Source organism: Streptomyces sp. ADI95-17 (assembly GCF_003846175.1).
Taxonomy (GTDB): domain Bacteria; phylum Actinomycetota; class Actinomycetes; order Streptomycetales; family Streptomycetaceae; genus Streptomyces; species Streptomyces sanglieri.
The window spans coordinates 222,633-244,097 of the sequence record NZ_ML123045.1 but is presented as its reverse complement, the minus strand read 5'-3'; the positions used below and the strand labels follow the sequence as shown (position 1 = coordinate 244,097).

The 21,465-nt window shown below is 73.3% G+C and carries 14 protein-coding genes; 6 read left to right on the top strand and 8 right to left on the bottom strand.

Features of this window, described 5'->3' with window-relative positions; translation table 11 throughout:
- Nucleotides 1-89: 89 nt before the first annotated feature.
- The 6 genes from EES42_RS09200 (at nucleotide 90) to EES42_RS09175 (ending at nucleotide 10,560) form a co-directional block, all read left to right on the top strand.
- On the top strand, nucleotides 90-494 hold the full coding sequence (locus EES42_RS09200) for a globin (protein ID WP_124717654.1): 405 nt from the start codon (nucleotides 90-92) through the stop codon (nucleotides 492-494).
- Nucleotides 495-666: 172 nt separating this feature from the next.
- A complete protein-coding gene (locus EES42_RS09195) occupies nucleotides 667-3,957 on the top strand; it encodes an ABC transporter permease (RefSeq protein ID WP_124717653.1) in 3,291 nt (1,096 codons plus the stop codon).
- 1 nt (nucleotide 3,958) lies between these two features.
- Nucleotides 3,959-6,739 (top strand): FtsX-like permease family protein, encoded by a 2,781-nt coding sequence (locus EES42_RS09190; protein WP_124717652.1) that lies wholly within the window; start codon nucleotides 3,959-3,961, stop codon nucleotides 6,737-6,739.
- Nucleotides 6,736-7,701: an ABC transporter ATP-binding protein gene (locus EES42_RS09185; protein ID WP_124717651.1), complete on the top strand. Its 966-nt coding sequence runs from the start codon at nucleotides 6,736-6,738 to the stop codon at nucleotides 7,699-7,701. The genes EES42_RS09190 and EES42_RS09185 overlap by 4 nt, the downstream gene beginning before the upstream one ends.
- 115 nt (nucleotides 7,702-7,816) lie before the next feature.
- A complete protein-coding gene (locus tag EES42_RS09180) occupies nucleotides 7,817-9,367 on the top strand; it encodes an alpha/beta hydrolase (protein WP_124717650.1) in 1,551 nt (516 codons plus the stop codon).
- Nucleotides 9,364-10,560 carry a serine hydrolase domain-containing protein gene (locus tag EES42_RS09175; RefSeq protein WP_124717649.1) on the top strand — a complete coding sequence of 399 codons (1,197 nt, stop codon included), beginning with the start codon at nucleotides 9,364-9,366 and terminating at the stop codon, nucleotides 10,558-10,560. The genes EES42_RS09180 and EES42_RS09175 overlap by 4 nt, the downstream gene beginning before the upstream one ends.
- A 46-nt stretch (nucleotides 10,561-10,606) precedes the next feature.
- Here EES42_RS09175 and EES42_RS09170 read toward each other — a convergent pair whose 3' ends face one another.
- The 8 genes from EES42_RS09170 to EES42_RS09135 form a co-directional block, all read right to left on the bottom strand.
- Entirely contained in the window at nucleotides 10,607-11,290 is a 684-nt protein-coding gene (locus EES42_RS09170) for a hypothetical protein (protein ID WP_124717648.1), read from the bottom strand.
- Nucleotides 11,287-11,709, bottom strand: a complete 423-nt coding sequence (locus EES42_RS09165; protein WP_124717647.1) for an acyl-CoA thioesterase — start codon at nucleotides 11,707-11,709, stop codon at nucleotides 11,287-11,289. The genes EES42_RS09170 and EES42_RS09165 overlap by 4 nt, the downstream gene beginning before the upstream one ends.
- Nucleotides 11,710-11,714: 5 nt before the next feature.
- Nucleotides 11,715-13,379: an energy-dependent translational throttle protein EttA gene (gene ettA, locus EES42_RS09160; RefSeq protein WP_124717646.1), complete on the bottom strand. Its 1,665-nt coding sequence runs from the start codon at nucleotides 13,377-13,379 to the stop codon at nucleotides 11,715-11,717.
- Between the two features lie 238 nt (nucleotides 13,380-13,617).
- Nucleotides 13,618-14,808, bottom strand: coding sequence for an outer membrane protein assembly factor BamB family protein (locus tag EES42_RS09155; RefSeq protein ID WP_241196334.1), 1,191 nt, complete (start codon nucleotides 14,806-14,808; stop codon nucleotides 13,618-13,620).
- A gap of 330 nt (nucleotides 14,809-15,138) precedes the next feature.
- Nucleotides 15,139-16,587, bottom strand: a complete 1,449-nt coding sequence (locus tag EES42_RS09150) for an LAETG motif-containing sortase-dependent surface protein (RefSeq protein WP_206433421.1) — start codon at nucleotides 16,585-16,587, stop codon at nucleotides 15,139-15,141.
- Between the two features lie 285 nt (nucleotides 16,588-16,872).
- Entirely contained in the window at nucleotides 16,873-17,433 is a 561-nt protein-coding gene (locus tag EES42_RS09145; protein ID WP_241196333.1) for a single-stranded DNA-binding protein, read from the bottom strand.
- Nucleotides 17,434-17,532: 99 nt separating this feature from the next.
- Nucleotides 17,533-19,461: a YfjP family GTPase gene (locus EES42_RS09140; protein WP_241196332.1), complete on the bottom strand. Its 1,929-nt coding sequence runs from the start codon at nucleotides 19,459-19,461 to the stop codon at nucleotides 17,533-17,535.
- Complete coding sequence (locus EES42_RS09135) at nucleotides 19,449-21,107, bottom strand: dynamin family protein (protein ID WP_124718467.1); 1,659 nt, start codon at nucleotides 21,105-21,107, stop codon at nucleotides 19,449-19,451. Before EES42_RS09135 ends, EES42_RS09140 begins: the two co-directional genes overlap by 13 nt.
- Between the last annotated feature and the right edge of the window lie 358 nt (nucleotides 21,108-21,465).

Sequence of the window (21,465 nt, the reverse complement as noted above, 5' to 3'; positions counted from 1 at the left end):
GGGCCGGGCGGCGGTCCGGTGGAAAGGCCGGCTCGGTGGGAAGGCCTAGGCCTCCGGACCTCGGCCGGTGCGTCTGCGACGATGGACGGGTGACAGAGAATCGGCGCGACACGCTTCAGGAGCAGACCTTCTACGAGCAGGTCGGCGGCGAGGAGACCTTCCGGCGCCTGGTGCACCGCTTCTACCAGGGGGTCGCCGAGGACCCGCTGCTCCGGCCGATGTACCCGGAGGAGGATCTGGGCCCGGCCGAGGAGCGGTTCGCGCTGTTCCTGATGCAGTACTGGGGCGGGCCCCGTACCTACGGCGAGCTGCGTGGGCACCCCCGGCTGCGGATGCGGCACGTCCCGTTCCGGGTGGACCGGGCGGCGCACGACGCCTGGCTGAGCCATATGCGGGTGGCCCTCGACGAACTCGGGCTGGCGCCGGAGCACGAACGTCAGCTGTGGGACTACCTGACCTACGCGGCCGCCTCGATGGTGAACACCCAGGGCTGACGCCCGTCACCTGCGGTTCTTCCCCGGGCGCGGAATTCGGTCTTCCGTCACCGATAAACGGTCACAATCGCATCAAGTACTCACGCAAGCGGTTTCCAAGAGCACATGCGCCTTGAAAGCATCTGTGGAACGCCGGGGGGCGTGTGTGTTTTTAGGGCCCAGGGGGGCGTGAGTGACGGGATTCGTCTTTCTCCGGGTACGGGCCCACCGGCTCCTGCTCTCCGCGGCTGTGCTCGCCGTTCTGCTGACCACCTCGGTGCTGGCCGCGCTGACCGCCTTCTCCGGTTCGGTCGGTGACGCGGCGCTCCGCAACGCCCTCACCCACCGTTCCGCGGCCGACTCCTCCCTCGTGATGTCCTCGCAGGTGGCGCCCGCGCAGCGGGAGGCGGCCGACGCGGTCGCCCGGAAGGCGGCCCGCGAGACCTTCGGCGGGCTTCCGGTGACCGTCCGGACGATGGAGACATCGGGGGCGTACGCGCTGCCGCGTGACCCACGGGCCGCCGACGGCGAGCCCGATCTCACCCACTTCGCCTCGCTGGACCGCAGCCGTGTCCGGATCGCTGCGGGCCGGATGCCGGCGGCGGGCGGCGGGAAGCCGGGCGGTCCCGTCCAGGTGGCGCTGCCGCGGACCGCCGCCGAGGCGCTGAAGCTGAAGCCCGGTGCCCGGCTCACCGTCACGGACCGGCTGACCGACAAGCCGCTGCGGATCCTGGTCACGGGCGTGTACGAGGTGTCCGACCCGGCCGATCCGTACTGGCAGTTGGACGAGCTCGGCGGGCGCGGCATCCGCAAGGTCGCCTTCACCACCTACGGTCCGCTGCTCACCGATCCTGCCGCGGCAGGATCCGGACGGGTCAGTTCCGGGACGATGTCCTGGCTGGCGGCGGCCGACTTCCGCACGGTCACCACCGGTCGCATCGACGCGCTGCACGACGCCGCCACCGCCGCTCCGAAGGCGCTGCTGGCCGCCCCCGAGTTCAAGAGCGGTGCCACCGCGCGGACTTCGCTCCCCCGGGTGCTGGAGCAGATCGACCGGGCGCTGCTGGTCTCCCGCTCCACGATGATGATCGTCGCCGTCCAGCTGGTGCTGCTCGCCGGGTACGCGCTGCTGCTGGTGGCCCGGCTGCTGAGCAGCGAGCGCGACGGGGAGACCCGGCTGCTGCGGGCCCGGGGCGGATCGCGCGGCCGTATCACGGCGCTCGCCGCGATCGAGGCGCTACTGCTGGCGCTGCCCGCCGCGCTGATCGCCCCGCTGCTCGCCGGGCCGCTGACCCGGCTGCTCGCGACGCGCGGCGCACTGTCCCGGATCGGACTGCGGGTCGACGGCGGCGCCACCGTCACCGTCTGGCTGGTCGCCGTCGTCACCGCGCTCTGCTGCGCGCTGGCCGTCGTGGCGCCCGCGCTGGCGGCGGGTGCCGCGGAGCGTCGGGCGGGCCGGGCCGGGACGCTGCCCGCGCCGCTGCGGGCGGGTGCCGACCTCGGCCTGCTGGTGATCGCGGCGGTGGCGTACTGGCAGCTCGACCGGCGGGCCACGGGGGTCGGCGGCGGTGTGCTGAGCGGGGACCGGCAGGGGCGGCTCGGCATCGATCCGCTGCTGGTCGCGGCGCCCGCGCTGCTGCTGCTCGCGGGCACCGTGCTGACGCTGCGGCTGCTGCCGCCCGCGGCCCGGCTCGCGGAGCGCGGCGCGTCGGGCGGCCGGGGGCTGATCGCGGCCCTGTCCGGCTGGCAGTTCAGCCGGCGCCCGCTGCGCAACGCCGGGCCCGTGCTGCTGCTGGTCCTCGCGGTGGCGATGGGCATGCTGGCCGTCGGGCAGCGCGCCTCCTGGGACCGTTCGCAGGGCGACCAGGCGGACTTCAGGGCCGGTGCGTCGCTGCGCGTGATCACCGGCGTCGAGGACGATCCGGTGAAGTCGGGCGGGTACGCGCGGCTGCCGGGCGTACGGGACGCGGCGCCTGCGTTCCGTGCCACCACCGAACTCTCGGGCAACCGGACCGCCTCGGTCCTGGCCCTGGACACCGCTCACGCCACCGAGCGGATGCTGATCCGCGACGATCTCGGCGACCGGCCGCGGGAGCGGCTGTTCGACCCGCTCGGCCGGCCGGACACCGCACGGGCCGGGCTGGTGCTGCCGCGGAAGAGCGAGCGGCTCATGTTCGACGTACGGATCACGGCGGCCGGGGCGCACGGACGGCAGGGCGAGGACCCGGTGCTCACCGTGCTGCTGGAGGACCGTTACGGCCTGCCCTACCGGGTGTCGGCCGGGACCGTGCCCACCGACGGCAAGGCGCATCCGTTCACCTTCGCGGTGGCGGCCGCGGGCGACCTGGCCGTGACCGGCTTCGAGCTGAACGGCAACCGGCCGACCGGGCCGAGCACGTCGTACCGGCTCGACGTCGGCGCCCTGCGGACCGTGACGTCCGACGGCACCGAGCGGCCGGTCCCGGTCCCCGAAGGCTTCGGCTGGAACGCCGAGTTGACCGGTTCCGGATCCGGCGCCGAGGCGGAAGCCGGCGGTCCGGTGGACACCACGGCCTCCGCGAAGAGCCCGCTGGCCTTCACGTACGAGACCGGTTCCGCCCCCAACACCTGGGACTGGACACCCGCGTTCACCGTGCGGGTCGACGCGCCCCGCCCGAAGGCGCCGATGCCGAAGGCCATCGCCACCGACGCGTATCTGAAGGCCGCCGGGGCGAAGAAGGGGCAGCACGTCGATGTCACGCTGGCCGGTGAGACGGTCCGGGTGAAGATCGTGGACGCGGTGCGCCGGCTGCCGACCACCGGCGCGGGCCCGGACGGCTCCGCCGGGGCCGGCCAGGACCGCGACGGCGGGGCCCTGCTGCTCGACTTCAGGGCCGTCGGCCAGGTCTTCGCGCAGCGTCCGGGCGCCGTGCTCACCGCCAACGAATGGTGGCTGAGCACCGCCCCCGGTCAGGCCGCGAAGGCCGCCGCCACGCTGCGGGCGCAGCCGGACACCGATCCGGCGCAGGTCCTGGTGCGGGACGAGATCGCGCGGGAGCTGGTCGGCGATCCGCTGGGCGCCGGGCCGCAGTCCGCGCTGCCCGCGGTCGCGGTGGTCGCCGCGGCCCTGGCGGCGGTCGGCTTCGCGGTGAGCGCCGTCGGCGCGCAGCGGGAGCGGGCCGCCGAGTTCGCCGTCCTGCGCGCGCTGGGCACCCCGCGCCGCAGGCTGACCAGGATGATCGCCGGCGAACAGGGCGTGCTGATCGCGATCGCGCTGCTGGTCGGGACCGTGCTCGGGGCGGTGCTGAACCGCGCCGTCGTACCGCTCGTCGTACTGACCGGGCAGGCCACCGCGCCGGTGCCCGGGGTGCTGGTGCAACTGCCGGCCGGGCAGATCGCGGCACTGCTGGCGGGCGTCGCCGCGCTGCCGCTGGTCATCGTCGTGTCCCTCGCTCTGCGCGGTGCCGACCCCGCGGCCTCGCTGCGCGTCCAGGGGGACAACTGACATGACTCCGCGTTCCGTTCGAGACAGTGGCACCCCCGCCGGTGCCCCCTGGGTCCGTACCCGGCTGCGCACCGCACCCGGCACGGCCTGGGCGCTGGGGCTGCTGGTGCTGCTGACGTCGTTCCTCGCGGCCGCCTTCCCGCGCGCCGTCGAGCGGTACGAGAACGAGGGCGTGCGCCACGATGTCGCCGTCGCGGACCCCGGGCACAGTGTGCTGGAGCTGACCGCGCCGGAGCCCGAGCTGCAGATGCTCCCGGCGGAGCGGGCGGCGGCCGTCCGTGAGGCGGCGCTGGCGTCCGTCCACGACAGGGCACGGACCTTGCTGCCCTCTCTGGTGGTGCCCGGCAGCGCCGAGTCCGCGTACGGCTTCCGCACCGGCAGGCCGATCGCCGCGCCGGACCGCTGGCTGGCCCGGCCGGACCTCGTCGACCCCCAGCTGATCTACTCCACGCTGTCCGCCCTCCCGGACCACGCCACCCTGCGCGCCGGGAGGTGGCCCGCCACGCGCGGCGAGGTCACCGAGGAGACGCCCGAGGTGGAGGGCGCGGTCACCGAGGAGACGGCGAAGGCCCTGAAGGCCGGTCCCGGTTCGGTGATCTCCGTCCCCACGCAGAGCGGGAAGCGGCTGGCCGTACGGATCACCGGCATCGTCGCCCCGAAGCAGCCCCGGTCCGCCTACTGGTCGGCCCATCCGCTGCTCCGGACCCCGGCCCTGGTCCCCCAGCCGGGACTGTACCCGCCGCGTTCCTACTGGACCGCGGCCGTTCTGCTGCCGCCGGACGCCGGGCCCGCGCTGCTCGCCACTGCGGGCGAGCCGGAGTCGTTCTGGCAGTTCGCACCGGACGCCTCCCGTCTCACCGCGCCCGACGTGGCGGGGCTGCGCGCGTCGATCGCCTCGCTGGAGGGCGGGCCGGGGCTGGTGCGGCTGCGCGGGGTGGCCGGTGACAACTCCTCGTTCACGACCGACCTGGACAAGATCCTCACCGGGTACGAATCCCTGCGTTCGGCGATCGGCCCGGTGGTCACGGTGGCCGCCGTGGGCATCGGGGCCGTCGCCGCCGTCGTACTGCTGATGACCGTCGGGCTGATCGGCGGGCGACGCCGCGCCGAGCTGGCGCTGCTGCGGGCGCGCGGCGGATCGCTGCGCGGGATCGGCGGCCGGCTGTTCGCCGAGACCGCGGTGATCGCGGTGCCCGCGGCGGCGCTGGGTCTGCTGATCGCCGTGCCGCTCTTCGACCGGGCCCGGCTGTGGCCCTCCGTCGTCGGGCCGGCCGCCGTCGCCGCGCTGGTCTGCGTGGCCCTGCCGCTGGGCTCGGTGCTGCCGCACCGCAAGCCCCAACTGCCCGGGGCCCGCGAGGACCTGATGGACGCCCGCCCGTCGCGGCGCCGCACGGTCGCCGAACTCACCGTGCTGGTGCTGGCCGTCGGCGCGGTAGCCGGCCTGCGCCGACGCGGTACGGGGGGCGACGGCGGAAGCGACCTGCTGGTCAGCGCCGCCCCCGTGCTCGTCGGGCTGATCGCCGCCCTGGTCCTGGTACGGCTCCTTCCGCTGCCGCTGCGGCTCGCCTCGCGCGCCGTCGCCCGGCGGCGCGGCGCGGTCGGCTTCCTGTCGCTGGCGCGGGCCGGGCGGGGCTCGGCGGGCGGCACCCTGCCGCTGCTGGCGCTGCTGCTCGCGCTGACCACGGCGGCGTTCGGCGGCTCGGTGCTCGCCGGGGTCGCGGACGCGCGGGACCGGGCGGCGGTGCACACGATCGGTGCGGACGCCCGGATCAGCGGCGTCCTGGACTCCGTGCCGCTGCCGGGCAGCCTGATCCAGCGGGTGCGGAAGACGGACGGCGTACGGGACGTGGCTGCGGTCCAGGTCGTGTACGGCGTGCCGCTGCCCGCCGACCCGGCCGGGAACAACCGGATGAAGAACGCCGCCGTGCTGGGCGTCGACCCGGCGGCGTACGCCCGGCTGGCCGGTACGACGGGCCTCGGCCCGTTCCCCGCCGGCCGGTTGCGGGCCGCCGGACGTACGGCGGTGCCCGTGATCGTCTCGCCGTCCGTCGCCGCGGAGCTCGGTGACCGGCCGCGCGAGCTGACCACGGCGGCCGGGGACCTCACGGTGCGGGTGGCGGGCATCGTCCCACGCACCGCCGCCGTCCCCGACAGCGACTTCCTGATCGTCGACGCCGCGGCGCTCACCCGCCGGCAGACCACCACTCTGCTGGTCACCGGTGCCTCCCCGGACGCCAAGGAGCTGCGGGCGGCGGCGCGGGACGCGGGCAAGGGCTTCTCCGTACGGCTGCGCTCCGAGCAACGCGAGGCCTTCGACGACACCCCCGTGCAACGGGGCGCCTGGGACATCTACGCGGCGGCGATCGTGGCCGGTGCGGGCTACGCCCTGCTCGCCGTCCTGCTGTCGCTGCTGCGGACCGCGCCGGAGCGCACCGCCCTGCTGGCCAGGCTGCGGACCATGGGCCTCCCCTCCCGGCAGGGCAGACGGCTGCTCGGCCTCGAAGCGCTGCCGCAGGCGCTGCTCGCGGCCGTCGGCGGGGTGTTCGTCGGCTGGGCGGCGATCGCGCTGCTGGCACCCGGCGTCGATCTGGTGGGCCTCGCGCTCTCCGCCGGTCCCGGCTCCACCGCACTCGACACCGCTCCGTTGCGGGCCGACCCGTGGTCGCTGACGCTCCCGGCGCTCGGCGTGGTCGTCCTCACCGCCGCGGTGGCCGCCGTCCAGGCCCGGTGGGCCGGCCGTCGCGGACCGAACACCGAACTCAGGGCAGGAGACACCCGATGACATCGCCGTCGGCCGACACCACACTCGCCGAACTCGAACAGCGCGCCACCGCGCGCCGCGACCGGCCCTCGTACGGGCACGACGCGCTGATCGCCTGCGACCGGCTGGTCCGCATCTTCTCCGCGGACGGGGTGGAGGTGCAGGCGCTCCAGGGCCTGGATCTTCTGGTCACCGAGGGCGAGTTGATGGCCCTGGTCGGCGCGTCGGGCAGCGGCAAATCGACCCTGATGAACATCCTGGCGGGCCTGGACGTGCCGACGGCCGGGTCGGCGAAGGTCGCGGGCTGCGATCTGCTGTCGATGGGGCCGAAGGAACGGCTCCGCTACCGGCGGGACGTCGTCGGGTTCGTCTGGCAGCAGACCGCCCGCAATCTGCTCCCGTACCTCACCGCCGTCCAGAACGTCACCCTGCCGATGCAGCTGCGCGGCCGGGGCCGGGTCCGGGGTGCCGAGCGGGCCGCCCGCGCCGAGCAGCTGCTCAAGATCCTGGAGGTCGCGGACTGCCGCGACCGGCGCCCCCAGCAGCTCTCCGGCGGCCAGCAGCAGCGGGTGGCGATCGCGGTCGCGCTCGCCAACAACCCGTCGGTGCTGCTCGCCGACGAACCGACCGGCGAGCTCGACTCGGCCACCGGCGAGCAGGTCTTCGCTGCGTTCCGCCGTGCCAACGAGGAGCTGGGCACCACCATCGTGATCGTCACCCACGACCAGGCGGTTGCCTCCGAGGTCCGCCGCACGGTAGCCATCCGGGACGGCCGTACGTCCTCCGAGGTGCTCCGCCGCACCGAGGTCGACGCCACGACGGGCCTGGAGTCCCAGGTGGCCCGGGAGTACGCGATGCTCGACCGGGCCGGCCGGCTCCAACTGCCCGCCGACTACACGGAGACGCTCGGGATGGAGCACCGGGTGATGCTGGAACTGGAGCACGACCACATCGGGGTCTGGCCGGACGACGCCAAGCCCTGACGGGCGGTGTCGGTGGTGCTGGCCCCAGGCCGCTTCGGCCGGGTGGCCGGATGTTCCCGCGCCGCGTACGTGCCTAGCGTCGTGCGGGAGTCATCCACCTGATCCGAGGAGCACGATGCGCGTCACCTCACTGGCCACCGCCGGCCTGGGCCTGACCTGCTTACTCGCGGGCAGCGTGCCCGCGTCGGCCGCCCCCGCCACCCCCGCCTCGCCCGTCCACCAGCGGCTCGTCTGGGGCCCCTGCTCACCGCAGCAGTGGGAGCTGAACGAGGCGGGTGCGCAGTGCACGAAGGTGACCGTCCCCCTCGACCACTCCGACCCCGGCGGCCCGACGATCCGGATCGCGGTCTCCCGCATCAGGGCCGACCCGGCGCACGGCGAGCGGCGGGGCATCCTGCTGTCCAACCCGGGGGGCCCGGGCGGCCCCGGGCTGGACAGCACCCTCCGGCTGCGCCCCGCGTTGAAGGACGTCGCGGGCCGCTACGACCTGATCGGCTTCGATCCCCGCTTCCTCGGCGAGTCCACCCCCATCGCCTGCGACCCCGCCGCCCCGACGCCCACGCCCGGCCCGACCACGACCCGCCGCCAGGACTTCGAGCAGTCGGTACGGTCCGCCCGCGACACCGCACGCCGCTGCCTGGAGCACGGCGACAACGCCCGGCTCCTCCCGCACGCCACGTCCAGGAACGTCGCCCGCGACATGGACGCGATCCGCGCGGCGCTGGGCGAGCGCAGGCTCTCGTACTACGGCGTCTCGTACGGCGCCGATCTGGGCGCCGTCTACACCCAGATGTTCCCCCGCCGCGCCGACCGCGTCGTCCTCGACTCCTCGACCGACCCGACGGCCACCCAGTACGAACTCTTCCAGCGGGCGGGCAAGCCGCTCGAAGAGGCACTGGACGCCTGGGCCGGATGGGCCGCACGGCACGACGGCACCTACCGGCTCGGCGGGACACCCTCCCGCGTACGGTCGAACGTTCAGCGGCTGCTCGACGGAGCGGAGCGGCGCCCGGTCACCGTCTCCGGCATCCGGCTCGACGCGCCGTTGCTGCGGCTGGTGCTGCGGCAGCTCATCCAGCACGAGGAGTACGATCCGGCGCTCGCCGGCACGGTGCGCGACCTGGTCGACGCCGCCGCCGGCCGGCCGGTCGAGCCCGGCCCGGAGCTCGCCGCCATGCTCGAACTGCTCGCCTCGCCCGAGCTGGCGGACAGCATGCTGGGCGGGTCCCTGTTCATGTGCGGCGACCGGGGCTGGCCGGCCGGCGGCTGGCCGAAGAACCCGGAGACCTACTGGAAGAACATGGAGCGCAGCCGCACCGCCCAGCCCGTCTTCGGCCCGCTCGTCAACGGCATGATCGCCCCGTGCGCGTTCTGGAGGAGCACATCGCGTGAACCCGCCACGGTGATCGGCAACGACGTACCCGTGCTGATGCTCCAGGCCCGGCGCGACAACAACGTCCCCTACGAAGGGGCATTGGCCCTGCATCACCGGCTGACCGGTTCACGGCTGGTGACGGCCGACATCCGCTCGCACGGGGTGTACGGACGCGGCCTCGACGGCCTCACCCCCGTCCCCTGCGCCGACGGGGCCGTCAACGACTACCTGCGCGACGGCACCCTGCCCGGCACCGACCTGACCTGCCCCGGCACCGGGGAGGACCGGTGATCAGCAGACGTACGGGCCTGGCGGCCACGGCAGCGGCCCTGCTCACCGGAGCGTCCGGCCCCGCGGCGGCGGCCACCGCGCCCCACCGTGCCTCCGGGGTCCGCGGTCGGCTCCAGAGCGATGTGGACGCGATCCTGGCCACCGGCGCCACCGGCGTACTGGCCGAGGTGCAGAGCGCCCACGGCCGGACGACGGCCCGCGCCGGATCCGCCGACCTGCGGGCCCCGCACCACCCGCTCCCCTGGGACGCCTACTACCGGATCGGCAGCGACACCAAGACCTTCACGGCCACGCTCGCCCTCCAACTGGCCGGCGAGGGGCGGCTCGCGCTCACGGACACCGTCGAGCGGTGGCTGCCCGGCGCCGTGCGGGGCAACGGCAACGACGGCCGCCGGATCACGGTCGCCAATCTGCTGCGCCAGACCAGCGGGCTGAACGACTATCTCGCCGTCTCACCGGACTCGGCCGACGCGTTCACCCCGGACGGCTACCGCCGATCGCGTTTCCGCACCACGGCCCCCGAGGACCAGCTGAAGGCGGCGCTGAGCCGGCCGCCCCTGTGGGTACCGAACGCCGAACACCCCGCCCGGGAACGGCGCTGGGGCTACTCCAACACCAACTACGTGGTGGCGGGCCAGATCATCGAGCAGGTGACCGGCAACCCCTGGGCGCAGGAGATCCACGACCGGATCATCGAACCCCTGGGCCTGCGCCACACCATCACACCGGGAACCTCCCCGTACGTGCCCGAGCCCACGGCCACCGCGCACACCTGGTTCCCCGGCTGCGCCCGGCCGACCGACACGACGCTGGCCTCCGGTGGCGGGGCGGACGGCTCCGTCATCAGCACCACCCACGACCACGCCGTCTTCCTGCGCGCCCTGATGAGCGGCCGGCTGCTGCGCCCGGCCCAGCTGGCCGCGATGAAGGAGACGGTCGTCGCCGAGGACTGGAGTGCGGCGCCCGGGGTCCGCTACGGCCTGGGCATCGCCTGGCGCCCGGTGGCGGGGAGCAGTGGCGGGATCTGGTTCCACGGCGGAACCCATCTGGGGATCGTCTCCGAGAGCGGGGTGACGCCGGACGGCGCGCGGGCCGCGACCAGCGCCACGTTCACCCTGCGGATGGGCGACCCGGCACAGGACGCCCAGGACCTGGCCGCACTCCGGCTGGTGGACAGAGCCCTGACCGGTTAGGCCGGGGCGGTCCGTCCGGGACGGGGCAGGGCGTCGGGCCGGCCGCTCAGCCCGCGCCCACCGTCACCGCGAGCGTGCCGAGCCCGCTGCCCGGGCCGCGCAGGGCGATGGCACCGAACGGGGTGCGCAGCCGCAGCCAGGACCCGGCCGCGAGCAGGGCGACGGGGAAGTCCGGTACCGGGCGGAGGAATCCCAGCGACTGGGCCGCGTGCACGGCGCGCAGCGGGAGCGGGGTGTCGCCGACCGTCCGCGACCAGATCTCGCGGCCGATCAGATCCCGCTCCGCCCGCGTACGGCGTTCCTCGGGCAACTCCTCGTCGCGGGCCCGGAATTCGGCCACGGCGGCGGCCACGGCGCCGCGCAGGGCCATCGGCCCCGGCAGGCCGGGCTGTTCCCGCCAGCCGCCGCGCGGCGGGAGGACGCCCGTCCAGGGCGGTCCGGTGACGGGTGCCGGGATCGCACCGGCTTCGGTGGACTCCCCGAGGGATTCGAGGAGTTCACCGGCGGACACGGTGACGTCGAAGCCGTCGTCCGGTCCGGCCAGCCGCGCCGTCCGGATCGCCAGGACCTCGAACGACGGCGGCCTGCCGAACACGGCCAGCGCACCGCCGCCCGCCTGCATCCGCACCGCGGCGGCCCGGTCGTAGTGGAGCAGCCGGCCGAGGAAGGCCGCGAGATCCGCGGCCTCCCTCGTGTCGGCGAACTCCAGCGACCGTACGGGCACCGTCATGCTGCGGCGGGCTCCTCGGCCAGGTACTGCTGGAGGAAGAGCTTCTCCTCGGCGGAGATCCGCCGGGGCCGCTCCTCGGCCAGGTCGTACGGCACGACGACGGTCGAGGCCCGGACGTACACCTGGTCCGGGTCCTTGATCTCGTACGCGATCGTCAGCGACGCGGCACCGATCTTCGTGACCCACGACTCGACGGTCACCGGCTCGTGCCGGTGGACCAGCGGCCGTACGTAGTCGATCTCGTGCCGGGCCACGACGGAGCCGCCCGCGAAGGACGGCGAACCGTCCCCCGGCGCCAGCCGGAACATGAAGTCGATCCGCGCCTCCTCCAGGTAGCGGAGGAAGACCACGTTGTTCACATGGCCGAAGGCGTCCATGTCCGACCAGCGCAGCGGGCAGTTGTAGATGTGACGAGCCAAGACGATCAGCCTCGCGTGAGCTTCTTGTACGTGGCACGGTGCGGACGGGCCGCGTCCGCGCCGAGCCGCTCGACCTTGTTCTTCTCGTACGACTCGAAGTTGCCCTCGAACCAGTACCACTTGGAGTCACCCTCGTACGCCAGGATGTGCGTGGCGACGCGGTCCAGGAACCAGCGGTCGTGGGAGATGACCACTGCGGCGCCCGGGAACTCCAGGAGCGCGTTCTCCAGCGAGGACAGGGTCTCGACGTCGAGGTCGTTGGTGGGCTCGTCGAGGAGCAGCAGGTTGCCGCCCTCCTTGAGCGTCAGCGCCAGGTTGAGGCGGTTGCGCTCACCACCGGAGAGGACCCCGGCCGGCTTCTGCTGGTCCGGGCCCTTGAAGCCGAACGCGGAGACGTACGCCCGCGAGGGCATCTCGACCTGGCCGACGTTGATGTAGTCCAGCTCGTCCGAGACGACGGCCCAGAGGGTCTTCTTCGGGTCGATGTTGGCGCGGGACTGGTCGACGTAGGAGATCTTGACCGTGTCACCGATCTTGACCGAGCCGCTGTCGGGGGTCTCCAGGCCCTGGATCATCTTGAACAGCGTGGTCTTGCCCGCGCCGTTCGGACCGATGACGCCGACGATGCCGTTGCGCGGCAGCGTGAACGACAGGTCGTCGATGAGGACCTTGTCGCCGAAGGCCTTCGAGAGGTTCTCGACCTCGACGACGACGGAACCGAGCCGCGGGCCCGGCGGGATCTGGATCTCCTCGAAGTCCAGCTTCCGCATCTTGTCCGCCTCGGCCGCCATCTCCTCGTAACGGGCGAGACGGGCCTTGGACTTGGTCTGCCGGCCCTTGGCGTTGGAGCGGACCCACTCCAGCTCTTCCTTGAGCCGCTTGGCGCGCTTCTCGTCCTTGCGGCCCTCGACCTTGAGGCGGGCGGCCTTCTTGTCGAGGTACGTGGAGTAGTTGCCCTCGTAGGGGATGGCGCGGCCGCGGTCGAGTTCGAGGATCCACTCGGCGACGTTGTTCAGGAAGTACCGGTCGTGCGTGACGGCGACGACGGCGCCGGCGTACTTCGAGAGGTGCTGCTCCAGCCAGTTGACCGACTCGGCGTCGAGGTGGTTGGTGGGCTCGTCGAGGAGCAGCAGGTCGGGGGCCTCGATCAGCAGCTTGCAGAGCGCGACGCGGCGCTTCTCACCACCGGAGAGGTTGACGACCGGCCAGTCGCCGGGCGGGCAGCCCAGCGCGTCCATGGCCTGCTCCAGCTGCGCGTCCAGGTCCCAGGCGTTGGCGTGGTCCAGGTCCTCCTGGAGCTTGCCCATCTCGTCCATGAGCGCGTCGGAGTAGTCGGTCGCCATGAGCTCGGCGACCTCGTTGAAGCGCTTGAGCTTGCCCATGACCTCGGCGGCGCCGTCCTGGACGTTCTCCAGAACGGTCTTGGTCTCGTCGAGGTGCGGCTCCTGCATGAGGATGCCGACACTGAAACCGGGCGACAGGAACGCGTCGCCGTTGGAGGGCTGCTCCAGGCCCGCCATGATCTTCAGCACCGTGGACTTACCGGCGCCGTTGGGGCCCACCACACCGATCTTCGCTCCGGGCAGGAAGCTCAGCGTGACGTCGTCAAGGATCACCTTGTCGCCGTGCGCCTTGCGCGTCTTGCGCATCGTGTAGATGTACTCAGCCAAGAGAAACCGTCCGGCAATCGATGTGTGGGCAGATACACCCCATCTTGCCTGACGTCCATCCCAGGATGGAAACCCGTATCACCCGGAACCCGCGACCTGCCCCTTCGCCGTCCCCGACGGCGGCCGGTCGGCCCCCGTCGGTAGCCGACCGGTCACCGGTCGTCGCTGTCGATCACCGACGGGCCGCCTGCGGCCGGGCCGGGGTGTGGTCGCCGGGACCGGCGACCACACCCGTTGCTCACTGTCCGTAGGCGACCAGCAGGTGGGTGGCCGGGACAACCACGAGTCCGCCGCCCGCGCCGAGGCCGGTCAGCGGCGGGGACGCGTTGTGCTCGTCGGGGCCTTTGATCGGCGCGCCGACGTCGGTGGTCCAGACGGACTGACCGGTGGCGCCGTTGAGCGCCCACAGCCGGCCGGTCCGGGAGCCGACGTAGACGTAGCCGTTGACGACGATCGGTGCCGTGCTGATCTGGCCGTCGCCCTCGAACTTCCAGCGGGTGGCCAGGGTGCGGCTGTGCCGCTCCTGGAGGACACCGTCGTCGACGAAGTAGCCCTGGCGGCCGTCGAAGGCCGGGGCGGGCGGCCGCCCCGAGACCTCGTAGGTGCCGCGGACCTGCCCGTCGCTGGCGTTGAGGACCGAGGGGGTCATCCCGGCGTCGTCGCGGACCCAGACACCGCCGTCGGCGAGGACGGGGGTGCGGCCCCCGCCGCCGGAGCAGTCCGTCTCGTGGTGCCAGACCGGGTTGCCCGACTTGGGGTCGAAGGCGTACGTCTGCTCGCAGGCGTAGGAGACGTAGACCCCGTTGGCCGTGACGGCGGGCGAGCTGCTGTCCCCGTTCGCGACGGGCTGGGTCCAGAGCACGGTGCCGTCCGCCGCGTTCACCGCGTACAAGGTGCCGCCCGAACCCGCGCCACCCGTGTACACCACGCCGCCGGCGAAGGTGGGCGGGGAGGTGAAGGAGTACTGCCCGGGCAGCGCGACGGTCCAGATCTTCGCCCCGGTGACCGGGTTGAACGCGGTCAGCACGCCGTCGTATTTCTGGGCGTAGAGCCGGCCGCCCCCGTAGGCGAGCGCGGACCACCAGGAGGAGTCGCCGAGGTCGACGGGCCCCCAGGCGTTCTCGCCCGTGGCCGCGTCGATGGCGTGGAGAACGGTGCCGCGCTCGTCCGGCGAGGTGGCGGTGACGAAGACGCGCCCGCCGGCCACGATGGGGTAGGAGATGTTCCCGCCCAGGTCTCGGGACCACTTCCGGCTGAGCGGCGGCGCGCCCACGGCGGTGTCGACGAGGCTGCCGTCGTGCCGTGCGTTGATCTGGTAGGTGGTCGAGGCTCCGACGGTCTGCGCCGGCTGAGCGCCGACCGGCGTCACCAGCATGACGACCGACAGGGCCGCACCGGACAGGACGGTGATGGTTCTTCGAAGGTTCACTCGGACATCCCTCGTCATCCGGCATCGCCGTGGCGATGCGCGCAGGGCGGGCCGGCCCCCCAGGTTCGGTGGCCCGCCTCCAGGACCATGGTCACCCAGGACGCACCTCAACCGCCTTCTATTTTCCGGCAGTTGAACCAGAGCTGAACGGCCTTGCGGCCGTGTCCGGTGATCCGGAGCAGGGTCCGTGGCACGGTGTTCCACCGGCCCCGCCCCGGGCATGCGACGGCCCCGGTACGCGTCTGCGTGCCGGGGCCGTCATCGGGTGGACGTGACCGTCCGCCCGTCGTACGTCACTCCGCGGTCAGTACGCGGAGGGGTGGTGCGGGGTTACTGCGCGGAGGGCTGGGCCTTGCGCTTGCGGAGGAGGAAGACCGCGCCGCCGCCGACCACGACGAGGGCGATCGCGACGCCCGCGATGACCGGGGTGGCGCTGGAGCCACCGGTCTCGGCGAGGTCGCCCGAGCCGCCGGAGGTGCTGCCGCCGGAGGTGGCCGGGGCCGGCTTGTCGCCGCCGGTCTGGGTGTCGGTGCCGCCGGTGGCGCTGCCGCTGGTCTTGCAGTCCAGGACGCCCTTGAACGTCTTGGTGAAGCCGCCCGGGCCGGTGATCGTGAAGTCGTACGCCTGGTCCTCGGCGACCGGGACGGTGACCGTCTCGGACTTGCCGGCCTCGATGGTGTGCTTCGCACCGGCCAGCTCGAAGGTGAAGGCCTCGTCGCCCGTGTTGGCGGCGGTGACGTCGACGCCGCCCTTGGCGCAGTTCTTCTTGGCCGTGACGGCCGGGATCGCGCCCTTCTTCGCCCAGGTGCCGGTGGCGGTCGCGGAGACCGTGGTCTCGCTGGAGCCCGCCAGGATCATGGTCTGGCTCTTGGTGACACCGGCGAACGCCCGGCCGACCGGCACCGAGGTGGTGGCCTGGACCGTCAGCGAGGCGGAGCCGTCGGCGGTGCCCTCGGGCACGTCGAAGTAGAGCTCGGCGCCGTTGGCGGCGGCGGTGACGGGCTTGCCGGCCTTGTCGGTGACCTTGACTCCGCTGGCGGCGTCGGCCGGCGGGGTCACGGAGACCTGGCCGGCGTTGGTGCGGACGGTGACCGGGCCGAGCCGCTCACCGGACTTGCCGGAGACCGCGGCCGGGTCCAGCGCGAGGGACGCCTTCGGCTCGGCCTGGTCGACGGCGCTGTGCTCCAGCCAGTCCGCGAGCTTCTCGGCCTGGCCGTCGGTGGCCTCGACGTCGACGTTGTCCGAGTAGCGCCAGATGGCGACCTGGGTGCCCGCCGCCGCGGTCTTCTCGGTGAGCGGGCCGGTGCCGGCCTCCTTGGCGAGCGCCGCGAGGTCGTCGACCTGCGGGTAGGAGTGCTCCAGGATCCAGCGGATCTTGCCGGCGTTCTTGTTGGCGCCGAGCGAGGTCTGGTTCCAGGGGGTCTCCAGGTACTTCGCCTGGTCCTGGGTGGGGTTGTGGATGTCGATGCAGTACGTCTTGAGCTGGCCGCCGCCGTCGACGGTCATCTCGAAGAGGCCGGCGGGCAACTGCTGGTCCCGGCCGTCGGTGTGCAGCACGGCACGGTCGAAGGTCTTCAACCCGTCCAGCACCGCGGCCGCGCCGCCCTGGTGCTGCGGCGCCTCGTCGGCGACCGCGCCGCCCGCGCCGACGAGGGCGCCTGCCATGACCAGACCCGATGCCACCACCGATGCGGCCAGCCGGGCTATGCCGCGCCGCCGTGGAGAATTGGCCGTCGTCACCGAGGACGACGAAGCGGTCGCTGAAGAAGCAGAAAACACAGAATTCCCCTCCGGGCGGGACCCTCCGCGCCTGATGCGCGTGTGGGGACTGCCCCGCCAGTCGACTCAAGTGCCCCGTGAGTACTGGGAATCCTAAGGACGAAGCGATGAACAGTCCCCCGTCATACCGTCGTACAACCATTCCGAATCGGAATCGTTATCGCCGGTATCACTCACGTTCGCCTGCCCAGCCCGTTTCCGGCCCCCCGCCGGTCCGGTTCCGGCCGCCCCGGTCTCCCCTCGACCCGCTCCCCGAACTCGCTTCCGGAACTCGCTCCCGGTCCGTCACGGCACCGATGCGAGTTTCTTTCCAGCCTTCTGACGGTCTGTCGGACGCTTGGTTGCGGAACCGTACGGTTTCCCTGAATCGCCCGGATCACCCAGGACGTCCGGGCCGTCCGGGCCGTCCGGGCCGGTGAACCCCTCCGGTCGTGCCGATGCACCCGACCTCTCCGCGCTGCCCGCCCGGGCCGTCAGCGCGGGCTCGCCCCTCAGCACCCGCCGGAACGCGGCCGTCCCCCGTGTCAGATCGTGGCCCACCGCCACCGCCTCGATGTCCACGAACGTCCTGCGCTGCCCCTCCCGTTCCTCCTCGCGCACTTTCAGCCTGCCGTGCACGACCAGTGGTTCCCCGACGGAAACGGAACCGGACAGATTCAATGCCAGAGTCCGCCAGGCCCACACCGTGTAAAAGCTGGTGTGCCCGTCCGTCCAGAGCTGTTTCTCGCGGTCCCAGCGGCGCGGCGTCACCGCGAAACGGAATCGCGCCATTCCACCGGTCGCGGTCTCCCGGAACTCCACGCCCGTAGCCGCGTTGCCCACCAGTGTCACCAAGGTGTCGTTCATGACTCCGCCTCCCCTTCGGCCTTCGGAACAGAGATCGCGTCCGCGCGGTCACTGATCCCAGGTTGAAGGGAAGGCGGAAATCCTGCCGGGGCCTGTGGACTACCCGCCGGTTGTGGAAATCTCCGTCACCGCCGCGTACCTCTCGCGCACCTCGCGGTACCGCACCAGCTCCGCGGCCACGGGATCGAGCACCCGGGCCCGCCCGCAGGCCGCCGCCGCCTCGCGCAACTGCCGATCGGCCTCCTGCCCGTACCGTCGCGCCGGCCCACGCGCCGCCGCCGCGCACGACCACTCCACGAGGGGCCCGCCGACGACCCCGGTCAGCATCACCATCGCGGGCGTGAGATAGCCCGGTTCGAGCACGCCGACGATCTGCCCGACCAGCCAGAGCCCGCCGAAGATCTGCAGCAGCGTCATCGCGGCCTGCGCCAGCACCGCGGCGGGCCACCACTTCGGCCGCGGCGGCTTCCCGCCCACCCGGCCGCTGTGCGCCACCCCGGAGGCCCCGGCCACGCCCGTCGACACCACCGCCGGACCGCCCGAGGTGTGCTCCGCGCCGGCCCGTTCCACCAGCGCGTCCAGCGCCTCCGGCAGCCCGTCCGCGCCGTGCACCGCCGCCTCGCGGACCGCCTGGGCCCAGGGGCCCGGCAGCCCGTCGGCGGCCTCGTCCGCCAACGTCCGTACCGCCTGCTCGACGCGCTGCCGGGCGGTGAGCTCCTCCTCCGGGGGCTCGGGCTGCGCCGGGCGCTCCAGGCTTCCGGGCCGCCGGGCCGACTCGTACCAGCGCCACAGCCGCAGCCACGGCGTGCCGCACGCCCGTCCGGCGTTCCTGCGCCACTCGCGCTCGGCCGCCTGGCCCGCCGCGGCCGCCCCGACGGCCTCCGCCAGCCGGTCGGTGAACTCCTCGCGGGTCTGTTCGCCGAGGCCGGGCCGCCCCTCGGCCACGTACACCGGGCGGAGCCTGGCCGCGGCGGCGTCCACGTCCGCGGAGAGCCTGCGCGCCGCCGCGGTCCGTTCCTGGACGAACCGGCCGAGCACCTCGCGCAGTTCGCCGACGCCCTCGCCGGTGAGCGCGGACAGGGACATGACGGTGGCGCCCGGTTCGCCGTGTTCGCCCAGTGCCATGCCGTCCTCGTCGAGCAGCCGGCGCAGGTCGTCGAGGATCTGGTCGGCGGCGTCGCCGGGCAGCCGGTCGATCTGGTTGAGGACGACGAAGGTGATCTCGGCGTGCCCGGCGAGCGGCCGCAGATAGCGCTCGTGCAGGGCCGCGTCCGCGTACTTCTCCGGGTCGACGACCCAGATCACGGCGTCGACCAGCGCCAGTACCCGGTCGACCTGTTCCCGGTGTTCGGTCGCCGCCGAGTCGTGGTCTGGCAGGTCGACGAGTACGAGTCCCTGGAGGGCCTCGTCGGTGTCCGCGCCGCCCTGCTGCGGCCTGCGCCTGAGCCGCCCCGGAATGGCGAGCCGGTCGAGCAGTCCGGCGGCGCCGTCGGTCCAGGAGCAGGCGATGGGGGCGGCGGTGGTCGGCCTGCGCAGTCCGGTTTCGGAGATCTGGGCGCCCGCGAGGGTGTTGAAGAGCATCGACTTTCCGCTGCCGGTGGCCCCGGCGATGGCGACGACGGTGTGCCGGGAGGAGAGCCGCTGCCGGGCCGCCGCCTCGTCGAGCACCCGTCCCGCCTCGGCGAGGGTGTCCCCGTCGAGCCGGGCCCGGGACAGCCCGACGAGTTCGCGCAGCGCGTCGAGCCGCGGCCGGAGCGGGCCGCCGGAGGGCACATAGGCCTCGACCTGGGGCGGCCGTACGTCGTCGTCCCGGGCGGTCTCGGGCTCGGGATCCACCGCCTTGGCCACCGCCCGCCGGGCGATGAGCCCGTCGTTCCAGTCCCGGCCCGGCTCCGGCACCCGGCCCGGCTCCGGCACCCGCCCGGTCTCCGGCACCAGGACCACCCCGTCCGCGTCCTGGTCCTCGTGGGAAGCGGGGCTCCCGGCCGGGCCGGTCCCCTCGTCAGTGACGGCAGTCATCGCTGCCACCTCTCCTTCTGCAGTACGGACAGCGCGGCGATCAGTTCGGCCTGCGGCTCCGGGGCCACGTCGAGCGCGTCGAGCGGTGCGAGCCGCCGGTCGCGCTCGCCGTTCAGCACCCGGTCGAGGCATTCGGTGAGCAGTACCCCGCCCTTGTCGCGCAGCCGCAGCGCGCCCTGGGCGCCGATCCGTTCGGCGAGCTGCTCCCCGGCGCCGCGGGTGCGGCGGCCCCCGAGCAGTGCGGCGGCCAGCAGCGCCGCCACGGTCTCGGTATCGGGTGCGGCATTGCGTTCCAGCCGGCGCACCTCTTCCTCCGCCAGCTCCTCCAGGACCCGCCACCACCGCCGTACGGCCATGGTGATCCGGCCCCGGATGTCCTCGGCGGGCCCCCATCCCCCGGCTTCCCGGCCGACGTCCTCGAAGCCGAACTCCCGGGCCGCGGGTTCGCGCTGCCAGGTCGTGCGGATCTGTTCGTCGGCGGCGGCCACGGCGCACTGCAGGAGTGCGGCGAGGCTTTCGACCAGCGCTTCGAGGAGTTCCCCCGAGGTGCTGTACTGCGGGTAGCCGCGCCACCTGGTCCGGGCGTCCCCGGCGAGCACGCCGCCGTTGCGGAGCCTGCGCCGGACCCGGGCGCCCTCCGCCCGGTACGCGTCCTCGACCACACCGGTCAGCCGCACGGCGGCCGCGTACTGGGCCGCGACGGCCCCGGCCAGCTCGGGCATCCGTACGTCCAGCGAGTCGATGACCCCGGCCGCCGTACGTCCGACCGCCTGCTGGCGGGCCGCCGGGTCCTGGGCTCGGTGGCAGAGCCAGGCCCGCAGCGGGGCGACGGCGGTCGTGGGCAGCAGCCCGCTGCCGCCACCGGCCGATTCGGGCAGTTCGGGAATGGTGAAGCGCGGCACCTCGCCGAGCCCGGCCCGCGTGAGCAGCGCCCCGTACTGCCGGGACACTTCGGCGATCACCTGGTGCGGCACCCGGTCGAGGACGGTGACGAGCGACGCGTCGTACTGCTTGGCGGTACGCAGCAGATGCCAGGGCACCGCGTCCGCGTACCGGGAGGCCGTGGTCACCATCACCCATACGTCCGCGGCGCAGATCAGCTCGGCGGCCAGCCTCCGGTTGCGCACCACGAGCGAGTCGATGTCGGGCGCGTCGAGCAGCGCGAGCCCGCGCGGCAGCCCCGGCGAGGTCTCGACCCGCAGCGAGATCCCGTCCTCCTCGTCCCCGTCGAGTCCGCCGAGCCCGTCGAGGTCGTCGCACCGGCCGGGCTCCCCGGACTCCTCCGGCGGCAGCCAGACCCTGGTCAGCCGCGGCAGTACGCGTGCCCCCGCGAACCAGTGGTGATCGTCCGGATGGCAGACGAGCACGGGTGTCCGGGTGGTCGGCCGCAGCACCCCGGCCTCGCTGACCGGCCGCCCCACCAGCGAATTGACCAGTGTCGACTTCCCCGCCCCGGTCGACCCGCCGATGACCGCGAGCAGCGGCGCTTCGGGATCCCTGAGCCGGGGAAGCAGATAGTCGTCGAGCTGGGCGAGCAGCTCGCTCCGGGTCTGCCGGGCGCGCTCGGCCCCCGGGAGCGGGAGTGGAAGACGCACGGCAGCGACACGGTCGCGCAGGGCGGAGAGTGCGTCGATGAGCTGAGGCCGTACGTCCAAGGTCACCACATGCGAAGAATGCCCAATTTTGGCGCCTTTTTGAAGCGTATAGCCACCTCTGCGCGCCGGTTCTCTCCCAGGGATGAAGTCGGGACAGAGGGGATGAGTGGGGCGCAGGCATAACGAGTGCACAACACCCGGGGCGCGAGGCGTCAAAAGCGGTGCACGAATCCCACCCACCTGCGATTATCGGTTCGCTTCACCGAACCTCCACATCGTGCCACGCAGGTGAAGCAACCAGGACGAGGCGATCGGAGCCCTATCCTTGTCCCGGCAGGTCACCGACCGGCCCGGCCCCAGGGCACCAGGCCGCCGAGGCCAACACCCGGCCCCCGTAGCTCAGTGGATAGAGCAGGCG

Excerpts from the sequence above, each read along its gene's own strand:
- EES42_RS09190 (WP_124717652.1), top strand. The coding sequence starts at position 3,959 with ATGACTCCGCGTTCCGTTCGAGACAGTGGCACCCCCGCCGGTGCCCCC.
- EES42_RS09185 (WP_124717651.1), top strand. The coding sequence starts at position 6,736 with ATGACATCGCCGTCGGCCGACACCACACTCGCCGAACTCGAACAGCGC.
- EES42_RS09180 (WP_124717650.1), top strand. The coding sequence starts at position 7,817 with ATGCGCGTCACCTCACTGGCCACCGCCGGCCTGGGCCTGACCTGCTTA.
- EES42_RS09170 (WP_124717648.1), bottom strand. The coding sequence starts at position 11,290 with ATGACGGTGCCCGTACGGTCGCTGGAGTTCGCCGACACGAGGGAGGCC.
- EES42_RS09145 (WP_241196333.1), bottom strand. The coding sequence starts at position 17,433 with ATGAACGACACCTTGGTGACACTGGTGGGCAACGCGGCTACGGGCGTG.